Consider the following 24,965-nt stretch of genomic DNA (forward strand, 5'->3'; position numbering starts at 1 on the left):
GCGGGGCCTGGTCGCTTGGAAACTTTTACTCGGATACCGCTACACGCGCGGAGCTGGCAGAAGAATGCTTAGCCCCAAATACTTAATCGATCTTGAAACGAATCTCTCGATTCGGCTGGGATCAATTGCTTCCCGTCGGCCGCTCGCCCGGCAACCAGCCGTTGCCGCCATTGGCAATGTTCACCCCTCGTGTCACCGCTGTCTCGAAGCGCTCCACAAGGTTCTTAGCATCTCCTGCTGTAATCGACAGCAGCACCGACGCCCCGGCACCGATCGGCCCCAACCGAGGGTCGGCGTCTGCGTCCGGCATGCCTTCCGGCGCAAGGCTTCCGCCCGACCAGAAGACCGCGAGTGCCGCATAGGCCGCAGCCCCCTTGAACTTCGCCGATTCGGCGCACTCCATGCAAGAGCGCCGGCGGGAATCGTCCGGCTCGTAGACCCAGGCGGCTGTACGCTCCAGGCACAGCAATTCCAGCTCCGTCGGTGCCGGAATGCTGGTTTTAGCGACAACATAGCACCACCAGATCGCCTCGCGGATCGGCAAGGTGAAGGCGAGGAAACGTATGGCGTCCCCAATGTTTTCCGCCTCGACCAGAAGCGACAGGAAACCCTGTGGCGACAGGGTGGGCAATAGAAAGGGGAGGGCCTCGGCTGAAAGCTCCGCCCGGCCGCAGATATCCTGTGCCGTCTGGGCTGTCACCTTGCGAAAGGCTTCCGTCTGGATTTTCACCATCTACCCCTAATTGATCTTGACCATGCCGCCCTTGACGATGGCCATGCCATCGCCCGCGACATTGACAATCGGGCCCTTGATCTCGCTTTGGGCGGAGCCTTCGATCGACACCGTGACACCTTTGATGGTGATGCCGGCCTGGGTGAGCTCCACTGTGCTGCTACCGCATTTCAGCGTAATGCCCTGCATCGCCTCGAGGGTAATCTTGCCGGCGCTGGCCTTCGTTGTCTGATTGCCTTGGGTAAGGGTCAGGGTGTCGCTGCCCACGTTCAACGTCACCGCCCGGTCGCCTTGCTTGAGCGTCAGCGTGTCGCCACCGGTGGCAATCGTCACCGTGCGCTTGCCCTTGTCGATGTCGAGCGTCTCGTTTCCGGTCTCGATCTTCTCTGTCCGGTTGCCCTTCTTGATCGTGAAGGTCTCATTGCCTTCTGTGATCTCGGTGGTGCGATCGTTCTTGATCGTGCGTTTCTGGTCGTGGTCGACGGTCAGCGTGTCGTCGTTCTCAACCTCGCGCAGAAAGTCCTTTTCCGCGTGGAAGGTGATCTTCTCCTCGCCCTTCTTGTCCTCGAAGGAAAGCTCGTTGGCATTCGCCGTCTGGCCGGATTTGCTGCTGCGCGTCAGCAGACCGCTTTTCGTCATGTTGGTGGGCAGAGCCCAGGGCGGCATGTTGTCGGCATTGTAGACGGCGCCCGTTACCAACGGGCGGTCCGGATCGCCGTCAAGGAACTGCACGACGACCTCCATGCCGATGCGCGGCACGAAGACGGAGCCCCAGTTGCTGCCGGCGAGCGACTGCGCCACGCGCACGAAGCAGGAACTTGTCTCGTTCTTCTTGCCGTAACGATCCCAATGGAACTGCACGCGGATGCGTCCGTATTTATCGGTGTGGATTTCCTCGCCGGAAGGCCCGACGACGAGGGCGGTCTGCGGACCTTGCACGATAGGTTTGGGCGTCGGTAGCGGATTACGGGCGATACGCGCTGCCGGAATGCAGGAAAAGGTGTTGCGATAGTACGGTTTGCCCTCCGTGCCGGGCCGGATGTTGAAATATGCGCGATCAAGCGCCTCGTGACGTATCTCGGTCAGCATCATGCGGCGGTTTTCGTCAGCTACGGGGTGAGCCTTCAGCGTGAAGGCATGGCCGCTCGTGAAGCTTGCGCATGTGCCGCCTCCGGTCGTCGTCTCGAAGCCTGCCTCTGCGGCGTCGATGGCGACGGTGGCGAAACGCTTCAGTGTGTCGGACTTGACGGAATTGCCGGGAAAGCGGAAGTGCTCCCATTTCTTTCCGGCTGCCGGCTGTTGGCTCGCCTTGCGCTCACCCTCGATCGTGTTTGCCGGCTTTTCGAAGTCGTAGTCCTCGATATGCCACATCGCATCGGTGAGGCTCGCCCCGCTATCGAAGGTGTGGACGCCGTCTACGGCCTCCTCCTGGCCCTGCCGATATTCGACCGTATCCTGCAGGCATTCGGCGTAGGCGGAAGCATTGTCGGCCAGCACCAGCGTGTGCTTTCCGTCCTCGTGCTTGAAAAAATAGAAGATGCCTTCCTCGGCGAGAAGGCGCTGGAAGAAGTCGAAATCCGTTTCGCCGAACTGCACCCGGTATTCCGAAGGATCGTAGGTAGCGTTGAGCTTCTTTTCGAAGGTGATGGCGCTGTCCGCCAAAAGCTGCTCGACGATCTCGACGGCGGTCTTTTCCTGGAAAACCTTGTGATCGGACGTGCGCTTGAGAAGCCACAGGCTGGGTGAGATGACGAGTGTATAGAGCCGGTAATCGTTGCGCGTGAAAGCGCCGGCGGAAAAGGCGGTGACGATGCCGTTGACATAGCGGCGCGTGCTGCGGGGTCTGGCCATGGAGAGCGTCACGCTCTTGCCCAGCAGATCACTTGGATCGATCGTCGCACGGGTGGACAGGGCGCTGATGGTGAATTCGAAGAGGTTGGAAATGCCTTCCTTGCCGCGCGCTTCCGTCGCGAGAAAGGCATCTTTCCCAAGAGGAGTCTCCAGGGTGATCCAATGGTCCTCTTGAGCTAGGGTCGTCGCCATAGAGTCTTGCTACCCGAAGGATGTGTGCACGGCACGCATCGACGTCGTTTGAATAGGACGGAGGCGGGCAAGCCGCCGCCGTCGAAGCCTACGGCGCGGCCCGCTTTCGCGAGAAGACCGCGCCGCGAAGGCAAATCTACCGACTTTAGATCTTCTTGCCCGTGGCAATGTTGTAACCGACAACCTTCGGGCTGGCAGTCTTGTTCTTCGCGTCGAATGCCGTGAACTTGAACTCGATCTTGGTAAAGTTGATGGAGATCGACTCCGTCGGACGGTCGCCGCCAGACGAGACGCTGTAGCCCGAGATAAGTGCGTCGGTCAGCGTGTATTCGACATAGGTGTCGCCCGGGTCGCCCGTATTGACGAGGTGGATTTCAACCTTCTTGCCTGCCGTGCCCGTTACGGACTCGGCGAAGATCGCCGTCGAGGAACTGTCGAGCGTCTTGGTGACGACGACTTCGCTGACGCTTGGCTGGCTGGATTCGCGGTTCGTGCTGGCGCCGGTGGGCGTGGAGATGCCGCGGCCAACGCCGAACTGCAGGGACTGCACGTCAATCCATTTCTTGTGGGCTTCGTGCGTCGCTTCCCCTTCGATGCCTTCGTACTTCAGATAGACTGCCATAGTTAGCTCCCTTGGTATCCTGATGGAGGTGTTGTCGATAGACGAGGATTATTAAGAATCGCCCCGGATTGCCTTCATTGTGCTGCCACGAATTCCGGCGGTTGGTCCGGCTGCACGACCGTATCGCCCGAAGTTTGCGCGTGGAATTCGAACTGGCCGTTTTCATCGAGCACGGCTTTCAATCCGCCGATCTGGCCGCCATCCGCCATGACGGCGAGAACATGCGACGAAAGCCGCGGCAGAAGCCCACGCGACAGAATGTACTCGATGTTTCGTGCGCCGCTTTCCACCTCGGTGCAGCGGCTGGCGATCGCTTCGACGAGCGTCTCGTCCCAGGTGAGCGTCGCGTTGTAATTCTCCGCGAACCGCTTGCGGATGCGGTTGAGCTGCAGCGTGACGATCTTGCGGATCACGTCGTCTGCGAGCGGGAAGTAAGGCACGACCGAGCAACGCCCGAGGAAGGCCGGCTTGAAGCTCTTGAGCAGCTCCGGCCGGATTGCCTCCGTCAGCTCCGTGACATCCGGCCGCTTGGCCGGATCGGCATAGAGGCGGTGGATGAGGTCGGTGCCGGCATTCGAGGTCATGATGATGACGGTGTTCTTGAAGTCGATGTCGCGGCCTTCGCCGTCGCGCAGCATGCCCTTGTCGAACACCTGGTAGAACACGTCCTGCACGCCCGGATGGGCCTTTTCCATCTCGTCGAACAGGATCACCGAATAGGGCCGCCGGCGCACGGCTTCCGTCAGCACGCCGCCTTCGCCGTAACCAACGTAACCGGGCGGCGAGCCGACCAGCATCGAGACCTTATGCTCCTCCTTGAATTCCGACATGTTGATGACGGTGAGGTTCTGCTCGCCGCCATAGAGCAGGTCGGCCAGCGCCAGCGCCGTCTCGGTCTTGCCGACACCGGACGTGCCGACCATCAGGAAGACGCCGATGGGCTTGCGCGGATCGAGCAGTTTGGCGCGCGAGGTGCGGATCGTCTCGGCGATCGCTTCCAGGGCATGCGACTGGCCGATGACGCGTTCGCGCAGCTTGTCGTTGAGGGCGAGGATCGTCTTGATCTCGTTGGAAACCATGCGGCCGACCGGAATGCCCGTCCAGTTGCCGACCACCTCGGCAATCGCCTGGCCGTCGACCGTCACGCGCATCAGCGGCGTCTCGCCCTGCAACGCTTCCAATTCGGCCGTCAGCGTCGCCAGTTCCGCCTTCATCTCCTCGGGGGTCTTTTCGCCCGCAGGTGCGTCGTCCGGCCCGGTCAGTGCATCGTGCAGCGCGCGAATTTGCCCGACCAGGTCTTTTTCACGGTTCCACTGCTCTTCGAGCTTTTCGAGTTCCTCGGAGACGCGCACCCGTTCGTCCTTGAGATCGGCGATGCGCCCGGAATGGTCCGTGCCGATCTTGGTTTCGCGCGTCAGCACGCCAAGATCGGTGTCGATCATGTTGACGCGACGACGGCGATCCTCGACGACGGCCGGAACGGCGTTGCTCGCGATGGCGACGCGCCCGCAGGCCGTGTCGAGCAGGCTCACCGCCTTGTCGGGCAACTGGCGGCTCGGAATGTAGCGGCGGGACAGCCGGACTGCGTCCTCCACGGCTTCGGCCAGCACACGCACGCCGTGGTGGCGTTCGAGCGTCGGGATCAGGCCGCGCATCATGGCGATGGCGGCCTCGTCGCCGGGCTCCTCCACCTTGACCACCTGGAAGCGGCGCGTCAGCGCAGGGTCGCGTTCGAAATATTTCTTGTATTCCGCCCAGGTCGTGGCGGCGATCGTGCGCATCTCGCCGCGGGCAAGGGCAGGCTTCAAGAGGTTCGCAGCGTCGTTCTGGCCGGCGGCACCACCGGCGCCGATCAGCGTATGCGCCTCGTCGATGAACATGATGATCGGTTTCGCCGAGGCCTTGACCTCCTCAATCACCTTCTTCAGCCGGTTCTCGAACTCGCCCTTCATGCCAGCGCCGGCCTGGAGCAGGCCGAGGTCGAGCGAGAGCAGTTCCACGTCCGCCAGCGCCGGGGGCACTTCGCCCGCAGCAATCTTCAGCGCAAAACCCTCGACGACCGCCGTCTTGCCGACGCCGGCTTCGCCGGTGAGGATCGGGTTGTTCTGGCGGCGGCGGGTGAGGATATCGACGATCTGGCGCGTTTCGGAATCGCGGCCGAGCACCGGGTCGATCTTGCCGTCGCGTGCACGCGCCGTCAGGTTGATCGTGTATTGATCGAGCGCGGAACCACTAACGACACCGGAGCCGGACGATGCGGGCGCGTCACCGGAGGAGGACGCCGCCTTTGCGCCCGAGGCGGACTGGCCGGCCTCGCTGCTGCCCGACACGATCTTCATCAGGCCGGTCTTCAGCACCTCGGCATTGATCCGGGCGAATTGCGAGGACGCGTCACGCGCCAGAGCGGACAGCGCATCGTCGCCGAGCAGGCTGACGAGCAGGTAGCCGCTGCGGATGGATGTGTCGCCGGATTGCAGCGAACCATAGATCCAGGCCTCGCGGATCCATTTGACGACGTTCGGCGTCAGCGCCGGCGAGCGGCTGTTGCCGGTCTTCAACCGGTCCAGCACCTTGGTCAGATCCGCCAGCAGGCGGCTCGAATCGATCTCGAAATGCCGCAGGATGGCCGCGACGTCGCTGTCGGGCGCCTCTACCAGCTTCGTCAGCCAATGTTCGATTTCGACATTGTAATGGGTGCGCGAAAGCGTCAGCCCGACCGCGCCTTCGAGCGTCGAACGGCAAAGTGCGTTCAGACGCCCCACGAGTGATTGCAGATCTACGTTTAGCAAAGCGGCCCCCCAGCTTTTGCCGCGCCGACGCGACAATCCGCACCAACGCAAAAAGATGACTAGAATCAATTCATATAGGCAAGATGACGGGCAACTCTAATTCCTAGTTCCCGTAAAAGTCTACCGCCCTATCGGCCTTCAGCCGGAGAGTGCGGCATCTACGTTGGCATAGATTGGGAACAACCTTAAGAAACCACTCATTTCGAAGACCAGACGGATACGACTGTTCAGCCCGGTCAGCGACATGCGTCCGCCTGCCGCGCGAACCTTTTTTGCTGCGGAGAGAAAGGCGGAAAGCCCAGTGCTGCTGATATATTCCAGGCCCGCCAGGTCGATGATCAGGTTCACGTCGCCCCGTTCGATGATGGCGGAGAGGTGCCTGTCGAAAACCGGAGAGGTCTGGCTGTCTATCCGCCCGGTGGGCGCGACGACGAGGCTGTTTGCCTGCCGCGTCTCGGCAATGTTCATGATGATATTGACCTCGGGCTTCCTGTTGATCACTTTGTGGCGTGATGATTTCAGAAAGTTATACGACTTGCCAGAAGGTTTTTTGAAACGCTTTGGGGTGACGACGTGATGGCAGTGTCGGATGAAGCCCTTGTCGCGCATCTGCGCGCGTCGCTCTCGCCGCAGCGTTTCCCCGTCCGGCGCGAGGCCGAGCTGGAAGGCGGCGCCGGCGACGGGCGTGAAGCGATCTCCTTCTACGATCACCATTGGCCGGCCCGCTCGGTGCTCGCCATCAGCGCCGCCCGCGTCGCGGGGGGCGATGTCGATGCGGCGCTGCGCGCGACCGGCCTGCGCCAATTGTTGCGCGCGGTCGTCGCGACGACGCTGAACGCCGGGCAGGCGCTGGAGGCGCTGGCGGCACACATCAACACGGCCGGCCTCGATATCGGCCTGCTCGTTCTCGACGTGGTGTCCGGCAAGGTGTCCTATGCGGCGCGCGGCAAGGCGGCGGTGACGATCTCCGGCCGGACGAATCAGCGGGAAATGGTGTCCGGCGACGTTGCCTGGCTTGCCGCCGGCGATATTGACCCGCCAAAAGCCACTGCAGCGTCGAAGGACATCGCCGGGCTCATCCGCGACGGCATCGACCGCAGCCGTTCCGGCGCCGCCTGCGCCCTGCTGTTCAAGACGCCGGGGCGCCTGGCGCAGGAGACGATCTTTTCCATCGGCAACAGCCATGGCGATATCCAGGTCGCGGCCGAAAAGGTGCGGCGCTTCCTGGAGATGCACGGCGTCGGCGAGGAGGACGTCACGCGCATCGACGTCGCGCTCGACGAGATCCTCACCAATGCCGTGAATTACGGCTTCGAGGACGGCGAGGCGCACGAGATCCTGCTGTCGCTGTCGATTGCCGCGGACCGCCTGGCGATCGAGGTGCAGGACGATGGGCGCCCCTTCGATCCGCTCGGCATCCCCGAGCCCGATCTCGACGCGGACCTCGAAAGCCGCCAGATCGGCGGGCTCGGCATGCATTTCGTCCGCACGCTGCTTGACAGGGTTTCCTACTGCCGTCGTAATGGCTGGAACGTGTTGAGCCTGGAAAAGCAGTTGGCCAGCAGGACGGATAGGGCATCATGAACGCCGCGCGCATGGGGGATTTGGTCAAGCAGGATGCGCCGCATTGCCATGCGCCGATCCATCCGGCCGCGCTCGTTCCGACGCCCGTGCCGCATCCGGCCCTGCCGCTGGCGATCATCGGCGGCTTGCCGACAGTGCTGATTGGCAACATGCCTGCCGCAAGGGTTACGGACATGACCATTCTGTGCTCCCTGCCAGGCTGCGTTCCTGGCGGGCCGGGCATGATCAGCATGGGCTCCGCGACGGTCCTGATCGGCAACCTGCCCGCGGCGCGAATCAATGACATGACGATGCATGCGGCCTGCGTTGCGCCGATCCCGAGCCCCGTAGGGAAAATCCTGCCGCCTGGCTGCCCGACCGTGATGATCGGCGGCTGACGTGCGCCTGTCCCATTTCGAGAAACTACGGCCGGTCTGCCCCGTCTGCCGCCTGAACGGGCGGGACGCGCCGCTGGTGTTGAGCGTCGTCGAGACGGAGGCGCATGGCGATGTCGCCAGCGGCATCCTCGGCTGCCAGGCCTGCGGTTCCGAATTCCCGATCATCGACGGCATGCCGATCATCGTGCCGGAAGTACGCCGCTTCGTGCAGGACAACCTGTTCTACCTCTTGGCGCGCAACGACCTCACGCCCGCGGTCGAGAGCCTCCTTGGGGATGCGGCGGGGCCGGGCAGCGGCCTCGAATCGATCCGCCAGCACGTCTCCTCCTATGCCTGGGACCATTGGGGCGACCAGGATCCCGTGGCTTTTCCCCCGGTGCCGGGCGGCGGGGTGCCGGGAGCGGTGTCGCGCAATCTCGCGCAGGCGCTCGACATGCTGGGCGACGGGCTGCCGGACGGCCCGGTGCTCGATATCGGCTGCGCCGCCGGGCGCACCGTCGTGGACGCCGCCGAACGGCTCGGCCGCGACGTGCTCGGCATCGACCTTTCCGTGCCGCTGGCCCGCACCGGCCGGCAGGCCGTGGTCGGCGGCCAAGTCAATTACGGCCTGCGCCGGATCGGTCTGGTCTATGATCGGCGCACCTATCCGCTGCGCCAAGGGGCCGAGGGCCGCGGCGACGTCTGGCTCTGCGATGCGCTGGCACTGCCCTTTACTGCCGGCACCTTCGCGCTCGCCATCGGCATGAATGTCGTCGACTGCATGCGCGATCCGCGGGCTGGCCTCGTCGAGATCAGCCGCGTGCTGGTGGACGAAGGCAGCGCCGTGTTGTCCGTGCCCTTCGACTGGGCGGGGCAGGTGACGCCGGTGGAGGCCTGGCTTGGCGGCCATTCGCAGCGCTCCGTCCATGCCGGCAGCCCAGAGGCCATCCTCGACCTGCTGCTCTCCGAAGGGCCGCTCGCCGCCGGCAGCCTGCGGCGCACGGGCTCGGTCGGAGAAGCACCCTGGCATGTCCGGTTGCACGACCGATCCTGCATGTATTATTCCGCATATCTGGTAGTCGCTCGTAAAACGGTGGGGTAACATCCGGCCAAGCCAGCGATTCCGTGATTCCCTGCGAGGCGGGAAAACGGGTCGCCGTCGGGGGTAGGCTATGCAATTGCGACTCGTACTCAAAGGCCCGGAGCGCCTGGCGACCGGCCTGCGGGAAAGAACCGTCGAGACGGGAGCCCTCGTCATCGGCCGGTCGGAGGATGCCGACTGGGTGCTGGCGGATCCCGAGCGTGTCGTTTCCAAGCGGCATTGCCGGATCGAGCGGCAGGCCGGCGGCTTCCTGCTCACGGACATGTCCACCAATGGCGTGCTGGTCAACGGCGTGCCCTTGGGGCGTGAAGCCTCCCGCACGCTCGTCGACAAGGATGTGTTGACACTCGGCGATGCGATCATCGCGGTCGCAATCGAGACGGCGGCGCCGGGTGTCGCGCCGCTGCCCGTGGCGGACGATCCCTTCGCGGAGGGGCCGTTCGGCTTCGACGAGCAGGCCGCGGAGGCCGTGAAGGCGGCGATCCTGCCGGATACGGCGGCCGAGAATGCTCGGGACAAGGTTGCGGTCCTACAGGACTGGTGGATACCCACGGCTGACGGCCGGCATGGCGAGCCGAAACCTGTGGATATCTCCGGGGGCATGGGGAATGCCTCGATTGCGCGTACCAATGCGGCGGGCGAGGCGGTAGCCTCGATAGCCGATACTGGGACGAATTTCGCTGCGGAGGCCCTCGGGCTGGATGCGGCGGTGTTTGCTAAGGCTGTTGAAACGGCGATGTTGGTTTTGTCAGTAGAGGAAAAGCGTAGGTTCGAGGGGCGTTTGGTTGAACTTCTTCGCAAGGAGAAGTCAGGTTGACGATCGAGCACTCTCCGGCGGGGCGGTGGTCGATCGGGATGCGCGCGGTTGTCTCGCGCCTCTTCGTTCTGCTGTGCCTGTGCCTGTTTGCGTTCGCGCTGCCGGGCTGCGGCCTCATGCAGAAGAAGCCGCCGCCGAAGGAGATCGAGATCAAGCCGGCGCCGGCGGAAGCCAGCATCGACGTCATCGCGGTCGCTTCGCCGCTGGTCAATCCGGGACCGGACGGCCTGCCGCAACCCGTCGTCATGCGGCTCTACCAGCTGAACGCCGAGACGGCCTTCGCCAATGCCAGCTTTCGCCAGCTCTGGGAGGCGGATGCGGAGACGCTCGGGCCGACCATGCTGGGCAAGACGGAACTCTATCTGGCGCCGGCGGAGGTGCAGCGGATAAAGGCCAATATGATCGAGGGCACGACGATCATCGCGGTGGTCGTCGGGTTCCGCAATTTCGAAGAGGCAAAGTGGCGCGCCATGGTCGGGCTTCCGGGCGACAAGAAATTCAAGCTCAAGGTGGACCTGAAGACACTGTCCGTGGAGATGGGGCCACAGGACTGAGACGGTTCGCAGAGAGGGGCAAGGTCGGTCGCGACGCGGGGATGGACCTGCGCCGCCGGCATAGGGAAGGGTATGCATGGCGTTCGATGACAAGGTGATCTGGTCGGAGGGGATGTTTATCCGTGCCCAGCATTTCCAGCAGGAGGCTCGCCATTTCGAGCGCCAGCTGAGGGCCCGGACGAAAGCGCTCGTGCCGCACGGCTGGGGCCTGACGGAGCTGCGCCTGAACCGCGAGCTCCTGTCGATCGGCCAGTTCGCCGTCGAGCGGGCGGCCGGCGTCTTTGCCGATGGCACGCCGTTTTCGCTGCCCGACGACAGCGTGCGCCTGGCGCCGCTGATGCTCGGCGAGAACGTCCGCAATGCCGTGCTCTACCTCACCCTGCCGCTGACGGAGCCGGGCGGGCGCGAGGCGGCCGATGCCGAGGCGGAACTGACGACCCGCTATACGCTCGCCGAGATCGACGTGTCGGACGCCAATAGCGGCGACGTGTCGGCAGCGCCCATCAATGTCGGCAAGCTGCGCCTGCGCTATGCGCTCGATACCAGCGACCGCAGCGGCCTCGTCGGCATCGGGCTCGCGCGCATCGTCGAGGTGCGCAGCGACAATTCGGTGGTTCTCGACGAAAGCTATGTGCCGCCGGCGATGGATTGCGCCGTCTCGCCGATCCTGTCCGGCCTGCTCACCGAGATCGTCGGCCTGCTCAACCATCGCGGCGAGGCGATCGCCGCGCGGCTTGCCGGCACCAATGTCGGCACGGCCGCCGAAATCACCGACATGATGATGCTCCAGACCATCAACCGCTGGCAGCCGCTCTTCACCCATATGGCGTCGGCCACCTTCGTGCATCCCGAACGGCTCTTCACGTCGATGATCGGGCTTGCCGGCGAGCTTGCCACCTTCACCGCCGCCGGCCATCGGCCGCGCCCCTTCCCGGTCTACGACCACGAGCGCCTGCAACTGTCCTTCGCCCCCGTCGCCGCTGCCGTGCGCCAGGCGCTGAGCGCGGTGCTGGAGCGCAGCGCCATCACCATCCCGCTCGTCGAACATCGTTACGGCATCCGCGTCGCCGACGTTTCCGACCGCTCGATCTATTCGAAATATTCCTTCATCCTCGCGGCCAAGGCCGATATGCCGGCCGAAGCGCTGGTGCGCCGGCTCGTCGGGCAGTTCAAGATCGGCGCGGCCGAGCAGATCACCGAACTAGTCAATGCCGCCCTTCCGGGCATCATGCTGCGCGCGCTGCCGGTGGCGCCGCGCCAGATCCCATACCATACGGGCAAGGCCTATTTCGAACTCGACCGTTCCAGCCCGATCTGGAAGCAGGTCGCGGCCGGCAACGGCCTCGCCATCCATGTCGCAGGCGACTTCCCGGCGCTTGAGCTCGACCTTTGGGCCGTGAAGGACTGAGGAGGCGGGCGTGAACGATCCATTTGCCGATTTTCCGAGTGCCGACGATACGATCCGCAGGCCGCTGGGCGGGCAGCCGTCGCGCCAGTCGACGACTTTCGGGCAGGAAAGCCTGCCGCGCGGCGGCTTCGGTGGCGGCGATGGCGGGTTTTTCGGCGGTCGTCCCGCCGCCAGCGAGAAAGACGATCTCGATTTCGGCCTCGACGCCTTGCCCGTCGAGCGCGCGCGCCATCGTGGCGACCCAGCGATCGAAAAGGCCTTCGAGCTTGCGGCGGTCAACCCGCTGGTGGGTGCGGCCTCGCCGCTGCTCTGGCTTGCCGGCCGGCTCAACGAGAGCGCGGCACCCGACGACATCGCCGAATTCCGCCGCCGGGTGCTCGAAGAGATCCGCAATTTTGAGACGGCGGCGATGGCGCGCGATACGCCGGACCGGCTGGTGCGCGTGTCGCGTTACGCGCTCTGCGCGGTCATCGACGACATCATCCTCAACACCCGCTGGGGTGCGACGACCGGTTGGGCGAGCCAGAGCCTCGTTTCCATCCTCTATAACGAGACCTGGGGCGGCGAGCGCTTCTATGACCTGCTCCAGCAGCTTCTGCAGCAGCCGGAACAGAATATCGACGTGCTCGAACTGATGGCGATCTGCCTGTCGATCGGCTTCAGCGGAAAATACCGCGTGATGGACGGCGGGCAGGGGCAGTTCGCCCGGCTTCGGCAGGATCTCTACCGCGTCATCCGCCGGGTGCGCGGCCCCTATGAGCGCAACCTCTCGCAGGTCTGGCAGAGTGCGGCAGCACCCCACCGCGCGCCGCGCAGCATGGCGGCCCCGTGGCTTGCAGCGCTGGTGCTGCTGGCGCTTCTCGCCGTCGTCTGGGCGTTCTCCTCGATCAGCCTGCGCTCCAGCATGGAGCAGACCGCCTCCGAGATCGCCGCACTGGTCCCGGCCATCCCGCTTCTGGTGGAACAGGCTGGCATCCCGACCGTTCCCGACCCCGTGCCGCCGGTGCGCAAGACGCAGGTCGAGCGGCTCTCCGAAGCACTCGCGCCCGAAATCGCCGATGGTCGCGTCGAGGTCGCAAGCGTCGGCGAGCTGGTGATCATCCGCATGCTGAAGGCCTCCTTCCCCTCGGGCGGCACGGACCTGTCGCTCGGCGAAGAGCCGCTGATTACCCGCATCGGCGATGCGCTGAACGCTGAAAGCGGGAAGATCGCCGTCGTCGGTCATACGGACAATACGCCCGTCGGGGCGGGAAGCCCGCTCGGTGACAATATGGCGATCTCGCTCGCCCGCGCCCGCTCCGCCGCGCAGATGCTGCAACGCCATGTCGACGACCCCGCGCGGGTGAGCTTCGAGGGCCGCGGCGCGAACGACCCGCTAATCGCCAACAACAGCCGTGAGAACCGGGCGCGCAACCGCCGCGTCGAATTCCAGATCCCCGCGGAAAAGACCCCATGAGGCCGTGGCTGCTCATTCTCTGGCTTCTCGGACTTGCGGCCGCTGCGGCCGCGAGCTGGTTCCTGGCGAAGCAGCCTCTTGTCGCCGATCCCGATCTCGGGCTTCTGCTCTCCCTTCTGCCGGTGGTCGTCTGGGCGCTGCTGCCGGTCGTCTTTTCGCGCCTGTTCTTCCGGCGCTCGACGCCGGAAACGCCGGCATTGCGCGATCTGCGCCGCCAGGTTGGCGCCTTCCTCGCCGATCGTGGCCTGAAAGGCCGGCGCGGGCGCTATTCGGTGCCGTTCTTCCTGATCGTCGGCCCGGCCGGCAGCGGCAAGACCTGCCTGCTCGAAAGCGCGGAAATGCGCCTCGGCATGCCGAAGACCATCGGCCCGGCCAACTGGTGGGTCGGACCGGATGCCGTCTTCGTCGAGGCGCAGGTGTCGGACGACGCCGGCGAACTCTTCCGGCTGCTCCGCGCCGTACGGCCGAAACTCCCCGTCAACGGCATCATGCTCGTCGTCAGCCCGGCCGATCTCGTGCTGGCCGACCAGCTCGAACAGCGCATGACCGCCGAGACGATTGCCGCCTGGTTCCGCCAGGCCGACGAGATGCTCGACCAGACGCTGCCCGCCTATGTGCTCCTGTCGCGCACCGATCTCGTGCCCGGCTTCCAGGAGATTTTCGAGCGCATCGAGCCGGCCGACCGGGCGCAGCCCTGGGGTTTCGCCCTGCCGCATGACGCCAGGGAGCCGAAGACCGTCGACGCGCTGCACGCGGAGATCGATGCCGGTTTCGGCGACATGGTCGAGACCATGCGCAAGCGCCATATCGAACTGCTGTCGAAGGAGTCCGAGCCGATCCGCAGCAGCCACATCCACGGTTTTTCCGCGCAGATCGCCGCGATACAGCGCATCGTCATGCCGCTCATCGACGCGATGACGCCGCTGGGCAACGGCACCTGGCGCGGCGTGCTGCTGCGCGGCATCTTCATGACGAGCGCGCGGCAGGAAATGCTGTCGATCGACGCCCTGCTGCCGGAATTGTCGCGCCGCTTCGCCATGCCGCGCAGCGGCATGCTGCCGCCTGATCTCGGCGTGGATGACGAGCTGAACCACGGCTATTTCATCAGCGGTGCCGTGAAGAAGGCGATCCTGCCGGAGGCCGGCCTGGTGCTGAAGGACCGGCAGGGCGCCTCGCGGTCGGTCCTCTACTGGCTGCCGATCGCCGCGACCGTCATTGCCTGCGCGGCCGGCGGCTACGTGCTGTTCTCGACCTTCGACAACGAGATCCGCCTGCGCCGGCAGGTGCAGGAGGCGATCGGCGACGCAGCACCTTTGAAGGGGCCGCTGCGCCGGGCCGACGTGCCGGTGCTGCTTGCCGCCCTGCAACGGCTCGATGCCGTCGGCGTGATGCTCGACGGGCAGCGCCCGGTTCCCGCCTACGCCTTCTGGCTCGACAAGCGGGCGATGCTCAGCGACGGCATTGCGGACGCAAAACGCGCCGTGCGGGCCAACGCGCTGTTGCCGGAAATCGCTGCCTGGCTCCAGGCCGACCTCGTCGACGACAACAACGACACGGCCGCCCTCAAAGATCTGATCGCCCTTGCCGACAATCCCGCATCGCCGCAGCTCAAGACCTGGCTCGAAAAGCGTGCGCCGACGATCGCCGGCGACCGTGACGGTGAGTTCGTGGCCCGCGCGCTGGAGGCGATCGACGAGGCCGGCGGGTTTGCCATCGACCGGGCCTATGTCGACGCGGCGCGCAGACGCATCGCCTACCGGGAAAGCCTGACGTGAGCGTGCGGGCGAGATTGCGGAAATTCGGGCGTACGCTGCGCCGCCCGAGCGTCGTCCTGACCATCGTTGTCGTGCTTCTGGCGCTTCTCATCTGGTTCATCGGCCCGCTGATCGCCTTCGGCGAGGTGCGCCCGCTTGGATCGGCCGCCACCCGCCTCACGCTGCTCCTGCTTCTGGCGCTCGCCTGGGGCGGCCTCGGTTTCCTGATGCGCACCAAGCGCAGCAGCGAGGAGGCGGCGCTGATCGCGGCTTTGCGCAAGCAGGAGGAAGAGGCGGCGGACCGGACGGACCGCAACCGGGCGGCGGTCGACGCCGAGATTTCCGCCTTCCGCGATGCCGCAGGCCGGGCAATGAGCCTCCTCAGGCGCGGCCATGGCGATCTCTTCGTCAGCGCGCGGTATGCGATGCCCTGGTACATGCTGCTCGGCGCGGACGGTGCCGGCAAGACCTCGCTGGTGCGCGCCAGCGGCCTGACGCTGCCCTTCGAGAGCGACGGCGCGGTGGAGGCCCCCTCCGCCCGTTTTCACATCAGCGACCAGGCCGTGCTGGTGGAGTTTTCCGGCCGGCTCACCGGCAGCGAGGCGCCCGAGGCGCGCCAGCTCTGGCAGCAGGCGCTCCAGCACATCCGCCATCTGCGCTCGCGCCAGCCCGTCAACGGCATCGTCGTTGCGGTCAGCGTCGATGAACTGCTGGCCATGCTGCCGGAACAGGCGGTCGCTTATGCCACGGCCATCCGCCAGCGGCTCGACGAGGCCGTCCAGCATCTGCGCGCCAATGCGCCGGTCTATATCGTCGTCACCAAGCTCGACCGGGTCGTCGGTTTCGAGGAGATTTTCGAGGACCTGACGACGGAGGAGCGCGCGGCCGCCTTCGGCATCCCGATCGCGCCGGATCTCGGCGGCGATGCGCGCGGCCCCGCCGAAGCGCTCGACCGGGGGTTCGCCGGCCTCGTCGAACGCATCGCGCAGCGCCAGTTCGTCTGCCTGCAGGAGGAGCCGGACGAGCTGCGCCGCCGCCGCACCTTCGAATTCCCGGCACAGTTCGCCCTGCTGCGCGAGCGCATCCAGCCCTTCGTGCAGCAGCTCGCCACGCTGCACCGTTTTGGCGCGGCGACGAACATGCGCGGCGTCTTCTTCGTTTCCTGCCGCCAGACCGGCGACAATGTCGATGCGCTGGCGGGCTCGCTCGCCCCTCTGTTCGGCCGCAGCCCCGCCACGCTGGCGCTCGCGCCGGATCCGGGCGCGCGGCGTGTCCGGCCGTTCTTCCTCTTCGGCCTGCTGCGCAAGGTCATCTTTCCGGAGGCCGATCTCGGCGGCCTGACACGGCCGGCGCTGGTGGCCGCCCGCTTCAAGGATCTGGCGATCAACGCCTTGCTCTGCATCGCCGCCTTCACCGTGCTCGCCTTCTGGTGGCTCGGCTTCAGCGACGGGCGCGCCTATGTGGCCAGTGTCACCGACCAGACGACGGCGGCGCGCGGGCGCATCGCCGAGGCGGTGCCGGCCGGCAGCCTCTCGACGCGTTTCGAGCCGGTGCTTGCGGTGCTTGACCGGCTGGCGACACTTGCCAAGGAGGAGCCACGCGGCGCGACCTTCGGCCTCTACAGCCCGTCCTCGGTGCAGGGCGAGGCGCGCAAGGCCTATGACAAGGCGCTCGCCAACCTGTTCTTCCCCTTCGTCTGGCAATATCTGCGCCAGGGCCTGGCGAACCAGCAGACGCCGGCCGCGCTGCGCTTCACCCAGCTGAAATTCTACCTGATGCTGACCGGCGAGCGCCCGCCCGGCCGCGAGACGGCAGCGCTGCTCGGCCCCGATTTCGCGGCGAACTGGATGCTTTACGACCGCAGCGACGCGGTCGACCAGCGCATCGCCGACCACTTCTCCGAGCTTGCCTCGGTCGCCATTCCGACGCCCTCCGCTGATGGTGCGCTCATCGAAAACGCACGCGCGCGCATCACCGACTACAGCCTCGCACGGCTCGCCTACGACATGGCCGGGACCTACCCGGCGGTGAAAGAGATGGCGATGTGGCGGCCGGTCGACCATATGGGGCTTGCCGGCCCGGAGGCGCTGGCGCGTGTAAGCGGCGCGAGCTTCTTCGACGGCATCGAGGGCATCTACACCAAGAACGGTTTCGGCGTGATGATGCGCGCCTCGGGCGACGCGGCGCTGGCGCTCGCCGCCGACCTCTGGGTGATGGGCAAGCCGGACACGGCGCTCGACCGCGAACGCGAGGCCGGCCGCATCCGCGATGGCCTGGCCGATCTCTACCGTGTCAATTACATGAGCCGGTGGGGCAGCCTTCTCGCCGATCTCGGCATTGCCGGCGAGACCGATCCGCGGCGCCTCGCCGATGCCGTGGCGATCGTCGCCGGCAATCCTTCGCCCGCCAAGGAACTCTTCGTCGCCATCGCTGCCGAGGTGGACCTGACGGACCTCACGTCGAGCGCGGCGGGCGCGATCGAAGCCATGGTCGCCGAGCAGTTGACGCAGGTGACGAAGACCGTCCGGGCGCCCCGGCGCGTCGTCAACGTGCCGCAGTCGGTGACCGACCATTTCAAGGTCTTTCGCGAGGCGGTCGTCGCCAAGGCGGAAGGCCAGCAGACGCCCGTCGACGACATGCTGGCGGCGCTGGAGCCGCTCTATCGACAGCTCAACCATGTCGCTGCCGGCGGCGACGTGCTGGAACTCGGCACGGAGCCGCAGACGCTGCTCAGCCAGCTGACCGATCGCAACGGCAAGCTGCCGCCGAGCGTCCAGCCCTTCTTCGCCCGCATCCTCAGCCAAGTCGGCGCGGTGACGGGGGGAAGCTCGCGCGAGCGGCTGGCGGAAATCTGGACCTCCACGGTGCTGCCGCTCTGCACCGCGACGACGATCGGCCGCTATCCCTTCGACACGGAGAGCATCAACGATGCCTCGCTCGACGATTTTTCGCGGCTCTTCGGGCCGCAGGGCGCCATTGCCGGTTTCCGCAACGACTACCTGAAGCCCTATATCGACCGGACGACGAAACCCTGGCGCTGGAAGGCCGGCCAGCAATTCGGCCTCGGTTTCCCCGATGCGGTGCTCGCGGCCTTCGAGAAGGCGGACGATATCGAGACGGTCTTCTTCGCCGGGCAGGAGAAGCCGAATGTCGATTTCACCGTCGAGGTCGGCAAGCTCGACGCGACCGCGCGGGCCTTCCTGCTCGATATCGGCGGCAAGGTGGCCAGTTACAGCCACGGCCCGCCGGCGGGCACGCAATATCTCTGGCCGCCGGAAAACCTGGTGGCGGGCGCCTCCATGTCGATGACGCCCGAGGTCGCCGGCCAGCGCAATATCCTGACGGAGCAGGGCGCCTGGGCGCTCTTCCGGCTTTTCGACCAGGGCCGCAAAGTCGACAAGAACCCGACCGACGTGGTGACCTACCAGTTCCGCGTCGGCAACCGCGCGGTTCTCATGCGGCTGACGGCGCCCGCGACCCGCAATCCGTTCGCGCGGGACACGCTGTCCGATTTCACGTGCCCAACCCTATGACGAGGCCCCGACGGTTCCTTGACAGGGTGAGAAGGAGTACGCCAATGTCCGCGCAACCGCCGGGATGCCGTTACGAATCGACAAGGCGTTGGAGAGGGGTTCGGCCAGCCCATGTCGGATGATCTGCTCGTCCATTATAACCGCGAACTTCTCAGCATCCGCAGGGCCGCCGCCGCCTTTGCCGCGGAAAACCCGCGCATTGCCGGCCGGTTGCGGCTGTCCGAGGATGCGATCGAAGACCCGCATGTCGGCCGGCTGATCGAGGCCTTCGCCTATCTCACCGCCCGCGTGCGGCAGAAGATGGACGACGATTTTCCCGAGCTGACCAATGCGATGCTCGGCATCCTCTATCCGCATTTTGACCGCCCGATCCCCTCCATGTCGATCCTCCAGCTGGATCCGAAGGTCGAGCTTCAGGAACCCCATCACGTGCCCGTTGGCACCCTGCTCGATACCGAGCCGGTCGATGGCGAGCGCTGCCGCTTCTCCACCTGTTTCGATGTCACGCTGCACCCGGTCGTGGTGCGTTCGGCAACGCTGACCGGTCGCCCCATCACGGCGCCGGAAACGCCGCAGGCGCACAATGCGGCGGGCTGCCTGCGCCTCACGTTGGAAATGGCGGGCGAGGGCCTGGATTTTTCGAGCTACAATCCCGGCCGCCTGCGCTTCTTCCTGCGCGGCCAGCCGCAGCTCGTCTATCCCCTCTACGAGCTTCTCCTGAACGATGCGGTGGCCGTTGCCTTTGCCGAGGGCGCCAACGACCGCAATCCGGCGATGCTCGATGCCTCGGCCCTGTCGCCCGGCGGCTTCGGCCAGGACGAGAGCATGTTGCCCTATCCGCAGGCCTCGCACCAGGCCTATCGGCTGCTCACCGAATATTTCGCCTTCCCGGAAAAATTCCTGTTCGTCGATCTCGCCTTCCCGGACGCGGCCCGTCTTGCCGGCAAGGGCCGCACCCTCGACGTCTTCATCTATCTCAACCGCTCCGTGCCGAGCCTTGAGCGGTCGCTGACGGCCGCCGCTTTCGCGCTCGGCTGCACGCCGATCGTCAACCTGTTTCCGCAGGCGGCCGAGCCGATCAAGCTCGACCGGACCGTCACCGAATACCGCGTCGTGCCCGATAGCCGCCGGCTGCATGCGCTGGAAGTCTACAGCATCGAAGGCGTCTCCACCGTAACCGCCGAAGGCGACGCGCGGGCGCTGCTGCCGTTCTACGGAATCCGCCACGGCGCCGATGGCGAGGCGCTACGCGGCGAGGAACGGTCGGCCGCCTGGTGGCTTTCCCATCGCCGGCAGGCCGAGGAAGAGAACCCCGGCAGCGAGGTGTTCCTCTCGCTCTCCGATCCGGATTTCAACCCGAAGGCCATTGCCGACGACGTGCTTTCGGTGGAGACGCTCTGCCTCAACCGCAACCGGCCGGAACGTTTGCCCTTCGGTGGCGGCCAGCCGCAGTTGCGCATGGTCGAGCCGGTGCCGATGGTAAAGACCATGCGGCTCCTCACCGTGCCGACCCCGACGATCCGGCCGCATTACGGCCAGGGCGGGCGCTGGCGGCTGATCTCGCATCTGGCGCTCAACCATCTCTCGCTGGTATCGGATGGCGGCGTGGAGGCGTTGAAGGAAATCCTGCTGCTCTACGATTTCCGCAATTCCGCCGAAACCCGCGCCCTGATCGACGGCATCACGGCGCTGTCATCGCAAAGCGGTACGGCGCGTGTCAGGAGTTTTGGCCAAAGCGCTTTCTGCCGGGGGGTCGATGTGACGATGACCTTCGAGGAGAGCAATTTCTCCGGCAACGGCGTCTTCCTGATGGCCAGCATCATCGAGCGCTTCCTGGGTCTCTATGCGAGCGTCAATTCATTCTCACGGCTCACCGCCCTGGTGAGGGGGCGAAGCGGAAAGCTGAAGACATGGCCGGCACGGGCAGGCGATCGAATTCTTCTCTAGTTGCGAGTGTCTTTGAGGCACCGCAGGCTTTCGAGCTCTTCCAGATGGTTCGCCTGCTGGAGGCGCTCGGCGCCGAGGAGGGGCGTGACGTTTCGCATCAGCCGGTCGATCCCGTCGGGCAGGGCGTGGATCCAGAGCGCGCGGCGCTAAAAATCCGCTCGTCGGTGCCACTCGGTTTCGCCTCTGCCGAGGTTCTCTCCGTGCGCAGGCCACGTGGTGGCGGGCCGGTCGAGATGACGCAGACGCTGGTCGGTCTCACAGGCCCTTCGGGAGTGCTTCCGCATGCGCTGAGCGAACTCGTGCAGGTGAGCGTGCGGGAGCGCAATTTTGCGCTGCGCGAATTCTTCGACGTCTTCAACAACCGGCTTTCCGGGTTGCTTTACAACGCCTGGGCAAAATACCGTCCCGCCATCGAGCGCGAGCGGGCGGCCCAGCTTGGCACCCCCGCCACCATCGACCATGCGTTGAAATCCCTCGTCGGGCTTGGGCTTCCGGCGACAGCGAACCGGACGCATATCGGCGATCACGCCTTCGTCTTCTTCGGTGGCCTGCTTGCCCGGCAGGGCCGCTCCGCCGCGGCGATCGAGCGGGCGCTCTCCGGCGCGCTCGGCCACAGGCTGCGCGTCGAGCAGTTTTCCGGGGAATGGTATCCGATCGCGTCTTCCGACCGCACGCGCCTGCCTGACCGCGCCCAGCCGAAAGGCGCCTTCGCGCGCCTGGGCGACGACGCGGTGATCGGCACCAAGACCTTCGACATCCAGTCCGCCGTGACGATCTGCCTGGAGGCGCTGGATTATCCCTCCTTCCGTTCGCTGCTGCCGGATGGAAAACGCGCGCGCCTGCTGACGGATCTTGCTGCGGGTGCGCTCGGCGCCGACAAGATGTTCAACATCCGCTTGGAACTAAAGCCCGACCAAGTTCCGGCGTTGCAACTCGGCGGGCATCGCGAAGAGCCGAAGGCAAGCCGTCTCGGCTGGAATACCTGGGTCCAGCCCGCCCGCCCGCGCGAAAAACCCGCTTCCATCCAATTCCGCCCGCCGCCACATTTGCGCTAGTTAGGATTTTTCATGAACGACTGGACCAACGGCTACGTTTCCGACATCGAATATCTGCCCGGATTTTATGTCGAGCAGACGCCAGCACATATGGATGTGGCCTGCCTGGTGCGCGGCATCGAGCCGCCGGTCGAGGAGGGCGCGCCCTTCGCCTATTGCGAGCTGGGTTGCGGGGTCGGCGAGACGGCGCTGACGATCGCCGCGGCCAATCCGCAAAGCAACGTCTGGGGCTTTGATTTCAACCCGGCCCATATCGCAAGAGGCCGCGCGCTTGCTGACGCCGGCGGGGTAGGCAACATCCGCCTGGAAGAAGCGTCCTTCGAAGACCTCGCCGATGGCGGTTACGCTGGCCTGCCGATGTTCGACTATATCGCGCTGCACGGCGTCTGGAGTTGGGTCAGCACGGAAAACCGTGGCCATATCGTTCGCTTTGCCGCGCGTTACCTGAAGCCCGGCGGGCTGCTCTATGTCACTTATAATGCCCTGCCACGCTGGACGTCGTCGATGCCGATGCAGCGGCTGGTCAGCCTCACCGCATCGCTCGACAATGATCGCAGTGACCGGCGCGTGCTGCGCGGGCTCGACATGGCGCGCGCCTTTTCCGCCGCCGGTGCCGACATGATCTCGATCGACATGCTCGACCGGCTGGATACGGAGCGGGCGGAAGGCACCGCTTACCTCAGCCACGAATATTTGAACGCGCATTGGGCGCCCTGCTACCAGATCGACGTTGCGCGGGATCTGGCGGAGGCGAAACTTTCCTTCGCTGCGACCGCCAACCTCTTCGAGAACTATCCGGACCTTTCCATGACTGCCGAACAGCGCAGTCTCGTCGAGGGTTTTCCTGAGGCCTATGCCGAAACCGCCAGGGATTTTTTCCTTGTCCGCAGCTTCCGCCGCGACATTTACATGCGCGGTGCCCGACCAATCGCGCCACGGCGGTTGGAGCAGCGGCTTGCGGCCCGCGGGCTCTGCCTCGTCGTGCCACCGTCTGAGATCAAGCTGGCAGTGAAGGTGCCTGTCGGCGAGGCGGCTCTCAATGAGAGTTTCTACCGCCCAGCCCTGGATGCCCTTGTCGCACGCCCGATGACGATCGGTGAACTCCGGAGCCTGCCGGAGGCGGACGGTTCGAGCGCTACTGAGCGCGAGGTACTGGGTATGCTGATCGGCTCGCGCCAGGCGATGGCAATGCCGAATGCTGTGACGGAGGAGGGGGTGGCCTCGGTACGGCGTTACAACCGGGCCCACCTGCGCATCTGCGCCGACGAGGCGCGTGCCGTCTGCGCGCTGGCCGCCGCCGGTCTTGGCTCCGGTATCACAGTGCGCCTGTTCGAAATGCTGGCCTACGAGGTGCTGGTCGATGGCGCCGAGCCGGAGGCCGACGCGGTGACAACTGCCATTCACGCCCTGTTGCAGGAGCGCGGCGACCGTCTGCGCAACGGCGGCGTGCCGATCGAGGACGATGCGCAGGCGCTGCGCGTCATCCGGGAGAATGTCGAAATGATCATTGCCGTGGCCCTGCCGATGTGGCGGCGGGTCGGCGCGATCTAGCGCCATGGGCGACGGCGTGCCGCCGGTTGGGGAGGTGCTGCGCGGGCGTGGCCCCGTCCTGGTCTACCGATCGCGGATCGGGGAGGGCACGCCCGTCGTCGTCAAGCGGGTGGTGGAGGTGCAGGACACCGAGGCCCTGCGCCGGTTCGAGCGGGAGCGCCGGTTCACGCATCTCCTGCCGCATCCCGCGCTGCCGCGACTTCTTGGCGAGGGCGAAAACTGGATCGCCTTCGAAGCGCTGGAAGACGCGTTGCCTGAGCCGCCGGTCGTGCCTTCGGTGGTCGCGGCATTGCTTGCTCGCCTGGCCGATGCGCTTGCCTACATCCACGCTCGGGGCGTGGTGCATCGCGATGTGAAGCCCGCGCATGTGCTATTTCGCGGCGAGACGCCGGTGCTTATCGATTTCGGCATTGCCGGAACGCCCGGCGACGATCTCCAGCGTGAAGAGCTTTCCGGCACGCCGGCCTGGATGGCGCCCGAGCAGCTTACGGGCGGAGCCGTCGGGCCGGAAGCGGACCTATGGTCGCTCGCAGCCCTCGGCCTGTTCCTGCTGACGGGGCAGAAACCCTATTCCGGCGATGCGGAAGCTGTGGTGTGCCGGCGGATCGCCGGAGAACAGCCGGCATTCGCGGTTCCGGATGCCCTGGAACACGACGAGCCCGACCTGCTGCGTCTGCTGCGGACCGGGTTGGGGGAAGCGGCGAAACGTCCGTCCGTCGCAGATTTCGTGCGGCTGCTGGCGGTCAGGCGATTACCAGGTTGACGGCGGGATGCAGCTTCTTGAGGTTCGGCAGGGATTTCGACTGCCACGGAATCTGCGTGCTGCCCTTGACCATCAGGCCGGTGCCCGGCTGCTTGCGCACGTCGATGGTGAATTTCGCGAGCAGGTTGATGCCGGAGGAGTTCAGAAATTCGAGCCCGGACAAGTCGAGCGTGATGCTCTCCGGCTTCTCGTCCAGCACCTGTTTCATGAGGTCGAGGATGGGCGCATAGGCTTCCGTACCGGAAAGGCGCATCGTGCCTTCGTAATGGATCGCCGAACCCTCGCTCCAGACCCTATATTCGTTTGTCTTGATTTCCATTTTTTATAATCAACTCCCGGTAATATCTGCTCAAACGATCTCGAGGGCGGCGTAGGTTTCGAGGCGCATTGTATCCGGCTCAGTCGCCGGTTGAAAACGCCAGCCGAGACGCGCGCCATAGTCGCTCATTAAGGTGAGCAGGCCAAGGCCCGAGCCGCTCGAATTCATGTTCTCCGCATTTTCTTCGATGCGTTCGATGAGAAGCTCGCCCGGATCGCGTGTCGTCAGTTCGGCGAGCAGCGCCTGGAATTTTCCGGCCGTCTCCTGGGTGATCACGTTGCTGATACGGATCTCAAAGGAGGCGCCGTCAAGCGAGGCTTCCAGCGTGATGCCGTTACCATGGCGGAATTTCAGCGCGTTTTCCAAAAGCTCGTTCGTCAGGTAGCCGATCGAGTGACGCGCTTCGTTATAGTCGCCGCCCTTCTCCACCCGTTGCAGGGCGAAGAAGTCGCCCAGGAACTCCGAGGTAACGCCGCAATGCTGCCAGGTGAGGTCGAGCGGACCGTCGGCAAGACGGATGCGGTTCTTCAGCGCGCCGGCGCCATTGGTGAATTCCACCTGTCCGAATGTGGCTTCCAT

Annotated in this window: 20 protein-coding genes; 13 read left to right on the forward strand and 7 right to left on the reverse strand. The window is 65.3% G+C overall.

The window, feature by feature from the left end:
- Window positions 1-121 precede the first annotated feature (121 nt).
- The 5 genes from J2Y63_RS01620 to J2Y63_RS01640 all read right to left on the reverse strand — a co-directional run bounded on the left by J2Y63_RS01620 (window position 122) and on the right by J2Y63_RS01640 (window position 6,796).
- Window positions 122-730, reverse strand: coding sequence for a DUF6931 family protein (locus tag J2Y63_RS01620; RefSeq protein ID WP_256114939.1), 609 nt, complete (start codon window positions 728-730; stop codon window positions 122-124).
- A 9-nt stretch (window positions 731-739) separates the two neighbouring features.
- Window positions 740-2,776 (reverse strand): type VI secretion system Vgr family protein, encoded by a 2,037-nt coding sequence (locus J2Y63_RS01625; RefSeq protein ID WP_435264623.1) that lies wholly within the window; start codon window positions 2,774-2,776, stop codon window positions 740-742.
- Window positions 2,777-2,921: 145 nt separating this feature from the next.
- Window positions 2,922-3,398: an Hcp family type VI secretion system effector gene (locus J2Y63_RS01630; RefSeq protein ID WP_256114937.1), complete on the reverse strand. Its 477-nt coding sequence runs from the start codon at window positions 3,396-3,398 to the stop codon at window positions 2,922-2,924.
- Window positions 3,399-3,472: 74 nt separating this feature from the next.
- Complete coding sequence (gene tssH, locus J2Y63_RS01635) at window positions 3,473-6,187, reverse strand: type VI secretion system ATPase TssH (protein WP_435264624.1); 2,715 nt, start codon at window positions 6,185-6,187, stop codon at window positions 3,473-3,475.
- A gap of 138 nt (window positions 6,188-6,325) precedes the next feature.
- Window positions 6,326-6,796 (reverse strand): STAS domain-containing protein, encoded by a 471-nt coding sequence (locus J2Y63_RS01640; RefSeq protein WP_256114935.1) that lies wholly within the window; start codon window positions 6,794-6,796, stop codon window positions 6,326-6,328.
- Here J2Y63_RS01640 and J2Y63_RS01645 point away from each other — a divergent pair.
- The 13 genes from J2Y63_RS01645 to J2Y63_RS01705 all read left to right on the forward strand — a co-directional run bounded on the left by J2Y63_RS01645 (window position 6,764) and on the right by J2Y63_RS01705 (window position 24,067).
- Window positions 6,764-7,771, forward strand: a complete 1,008-nt coding sequence (locus J2Y63_RS01645) for an ATP-binding protein (RefSeq protein WP_435264625.1) — start codon at window positions 6,764-6,766, stop codon at window positions 7,769-7,771. The genes J2Y63_RS01640 and J2Y63_RS01645 overlap by 33 nt on opposite strands.
- A complete protein-coding gene (locus tag J2Y63_RS01650; RefSeq protein WP_256114933.1) occupies window positions 7,768-8,148 on the forward strand; it encodes a PAAR domain-containing protein in 381 nt (126 codons plus the stop codon). The genes J2Y63_RS01645 and J2Y63_RS01650 overlap by 4 nt, the downstream gene beginning before the upstream one ends.
- 1 nt (window position 8,149) lies before the next feature.
- Complete coding sequence (locus J2Y63_RS01655) at window positions 8,150-9,229, forward strand: methyltransferase domain-containing protein (RefSeq protein WP_435264626.1); 1,080 nt, start codon at window positions 8,150-8,152, stop codon at window positions 9,227-9,229.
- Between the two features lie 70 nt (window positions 9,230-9,299).
- Window positions 9,300-10,046 (forward strand): FHA domain-containing protein, encoded by a 747-nt coding sequence (locus J2Y63_RS01660; RefSeq protein WP_435264627.1) that lies wholly within the window; start codon window positions 9,300-9,302, stop codon window positions 10,044-10,046.
- Window positions 10,043-10,600: a type VI secretion system lipoprotein TssJ gene (gene tssJ / locus J2Y63_RS01665; protein WP_435264628.1), complete on the forward strand. Its 558-nt coding sequence runs from the start codon at window positions 10,043-10,045 to the stop codon at window positions 10,598-10,600. The genes J2Y63_RS01660 and tssJ overlap by 4 nt, the downstream gene beginning before the upstream one ends.
- Window positions 10,601-10,676: 76 nt before the next feature.
- A complete protein-coding gene (gene tssK / locus J2Y63_RS01670; RefSeq protein ID WP_435264629.1) occupies window positions 10,677-12,008 on the forward strand; it encodes a type VI secretion system baseplate subunit TssK in 1,332 nt (443 codons plus the stop codon).
- Between the two features lie 10 nt (window positions 12,009-12,018).
- Window positions 12,019-13,464 (forward strand): type IVB secretion system protein IcmH/DotU, encoded by a 1,446-nt coding sequence (icmH, locus tag J2Y63_RS01675; RefSeq protein WP_435264630.1) that lies wholly within the window; start codon window positions 12,019-12,021, stop codon window positions 13,462-13,464.
- Entirely contained in the window at window positions 13,461-15,239 is a 1,779-nt protein-coding gene (locus J2Y63_RS01680; protein WP_435264631.1) for a type VI secretion protein IcmF/TssM N-terminal domain-containing protein, read from the forward strand. Before icmH ends, J2Y63_RS01680 begins: the two co-directional genes overlap by 4 nt.
- Complete coding sequence (gene tssM, locus J2Y63_RS01685) at window positions 15,236-18,751, forward strand: type VI secretion system membrane subunit TssM (RefSeq protein WP_435264632.1); 3,516 nt, start codon at window positions 15,236-15,238, stop codon at window positions 18,749-18,751. The genes J2Y63_RS01680 and tssM overlap by 4 nt, the downstream gene beginning before the upstream one ends.
- Before the next feature lie 111 nt (window positions 18,752-18,862).
- Window positions 18,863-20,698 (forward strand): type VI secretion system baseplate subunit TssF, encoded by a 1,836-nt coding sequence (tssF, locus tag J2Y63_RS01690; RefSeq protein WP_435264633.1) that lies wholly within the window; start codon window positions 18,863-18,865, stop codon window positions 20,696-20,698.
- Window positions 20,662-21,753 carry a type VI secretion system baseplate subunit TssG gene (gene tssG, locus J2Y63_RS01695; protein ID WP_435264634.1) on the forward strand — a complete coding sequence of 364 codons (1,092 nt, stop codon included), beginning with the start codon at window positions 20,662-20,664 and terminating at the stop codon, window positions 21,751-21,753. The genes tssF and tssG overlap by 37 nt, the downstream gene beginning before the upstream one ends.
- Window positions 21,754-21,765: 12 nt before the next feature.
- Complete coding sequence (locus J2Y63_RS01700; RefSeq protein ID WP_435264635.1) at window positions 21,766-23,304, forward strand: class I SAM-dependent methyltransferase; 1,539 nt, start codon at window positions 21,766-21,768, stop codon at window positions 23,302-23,304.
- 4 nt (window positions 23,305-23,308) lie between these two features.
- The gene (locus tag J2Y63_RS01705; protein WP_435264636.1) at window positions 23,309-24,067 is read left to right on the forward strand and encodes a protein kinase domain-containing protein; all 759 of its coding nucleotides are present in this window, start codon (window positions 23,309-23,311) and stop codon (window positions 24,065-24,067) included.
- On the opposite strand, the gene J2Y63_RS01710 is transcribed toward J2Y63_RS01705, so the two are convergent.
- Window positions 24,048-24,386, reverse strand: a complete 339-nt coding sequence (locus J2Y63_RS01710; protein ID WP_256114921.1) for a slr1659 superfamily regulator — start codon at window positions 24,384-24,386, stop codon at window positions 24,048-24,050. The genes J2Y63_RS01705 and J2Y63_RS01710 overlap by 20 nt on opposite strands.
- A gap of 30 nt (window positions 24,387-24,416) precedes the next feature.
- A complete protein-coding gene (locus tag J2Y63_RS01715) occupies window positions 24,417-24,965 on the reverse strand; it encodes a slr1658 superfamily regulator (protein ID WP_256114919.1) in 549 nt (182 codons plus the stop codon).

This window comes from Shinella sp. BE166, assembly GCF_051201095.1.
GTDB lineage: Bacteria > Pseudomonadota > Alphaproteobacteria > Rhizobiales > Rhizobiaceae > Shinella > Shinella lacus.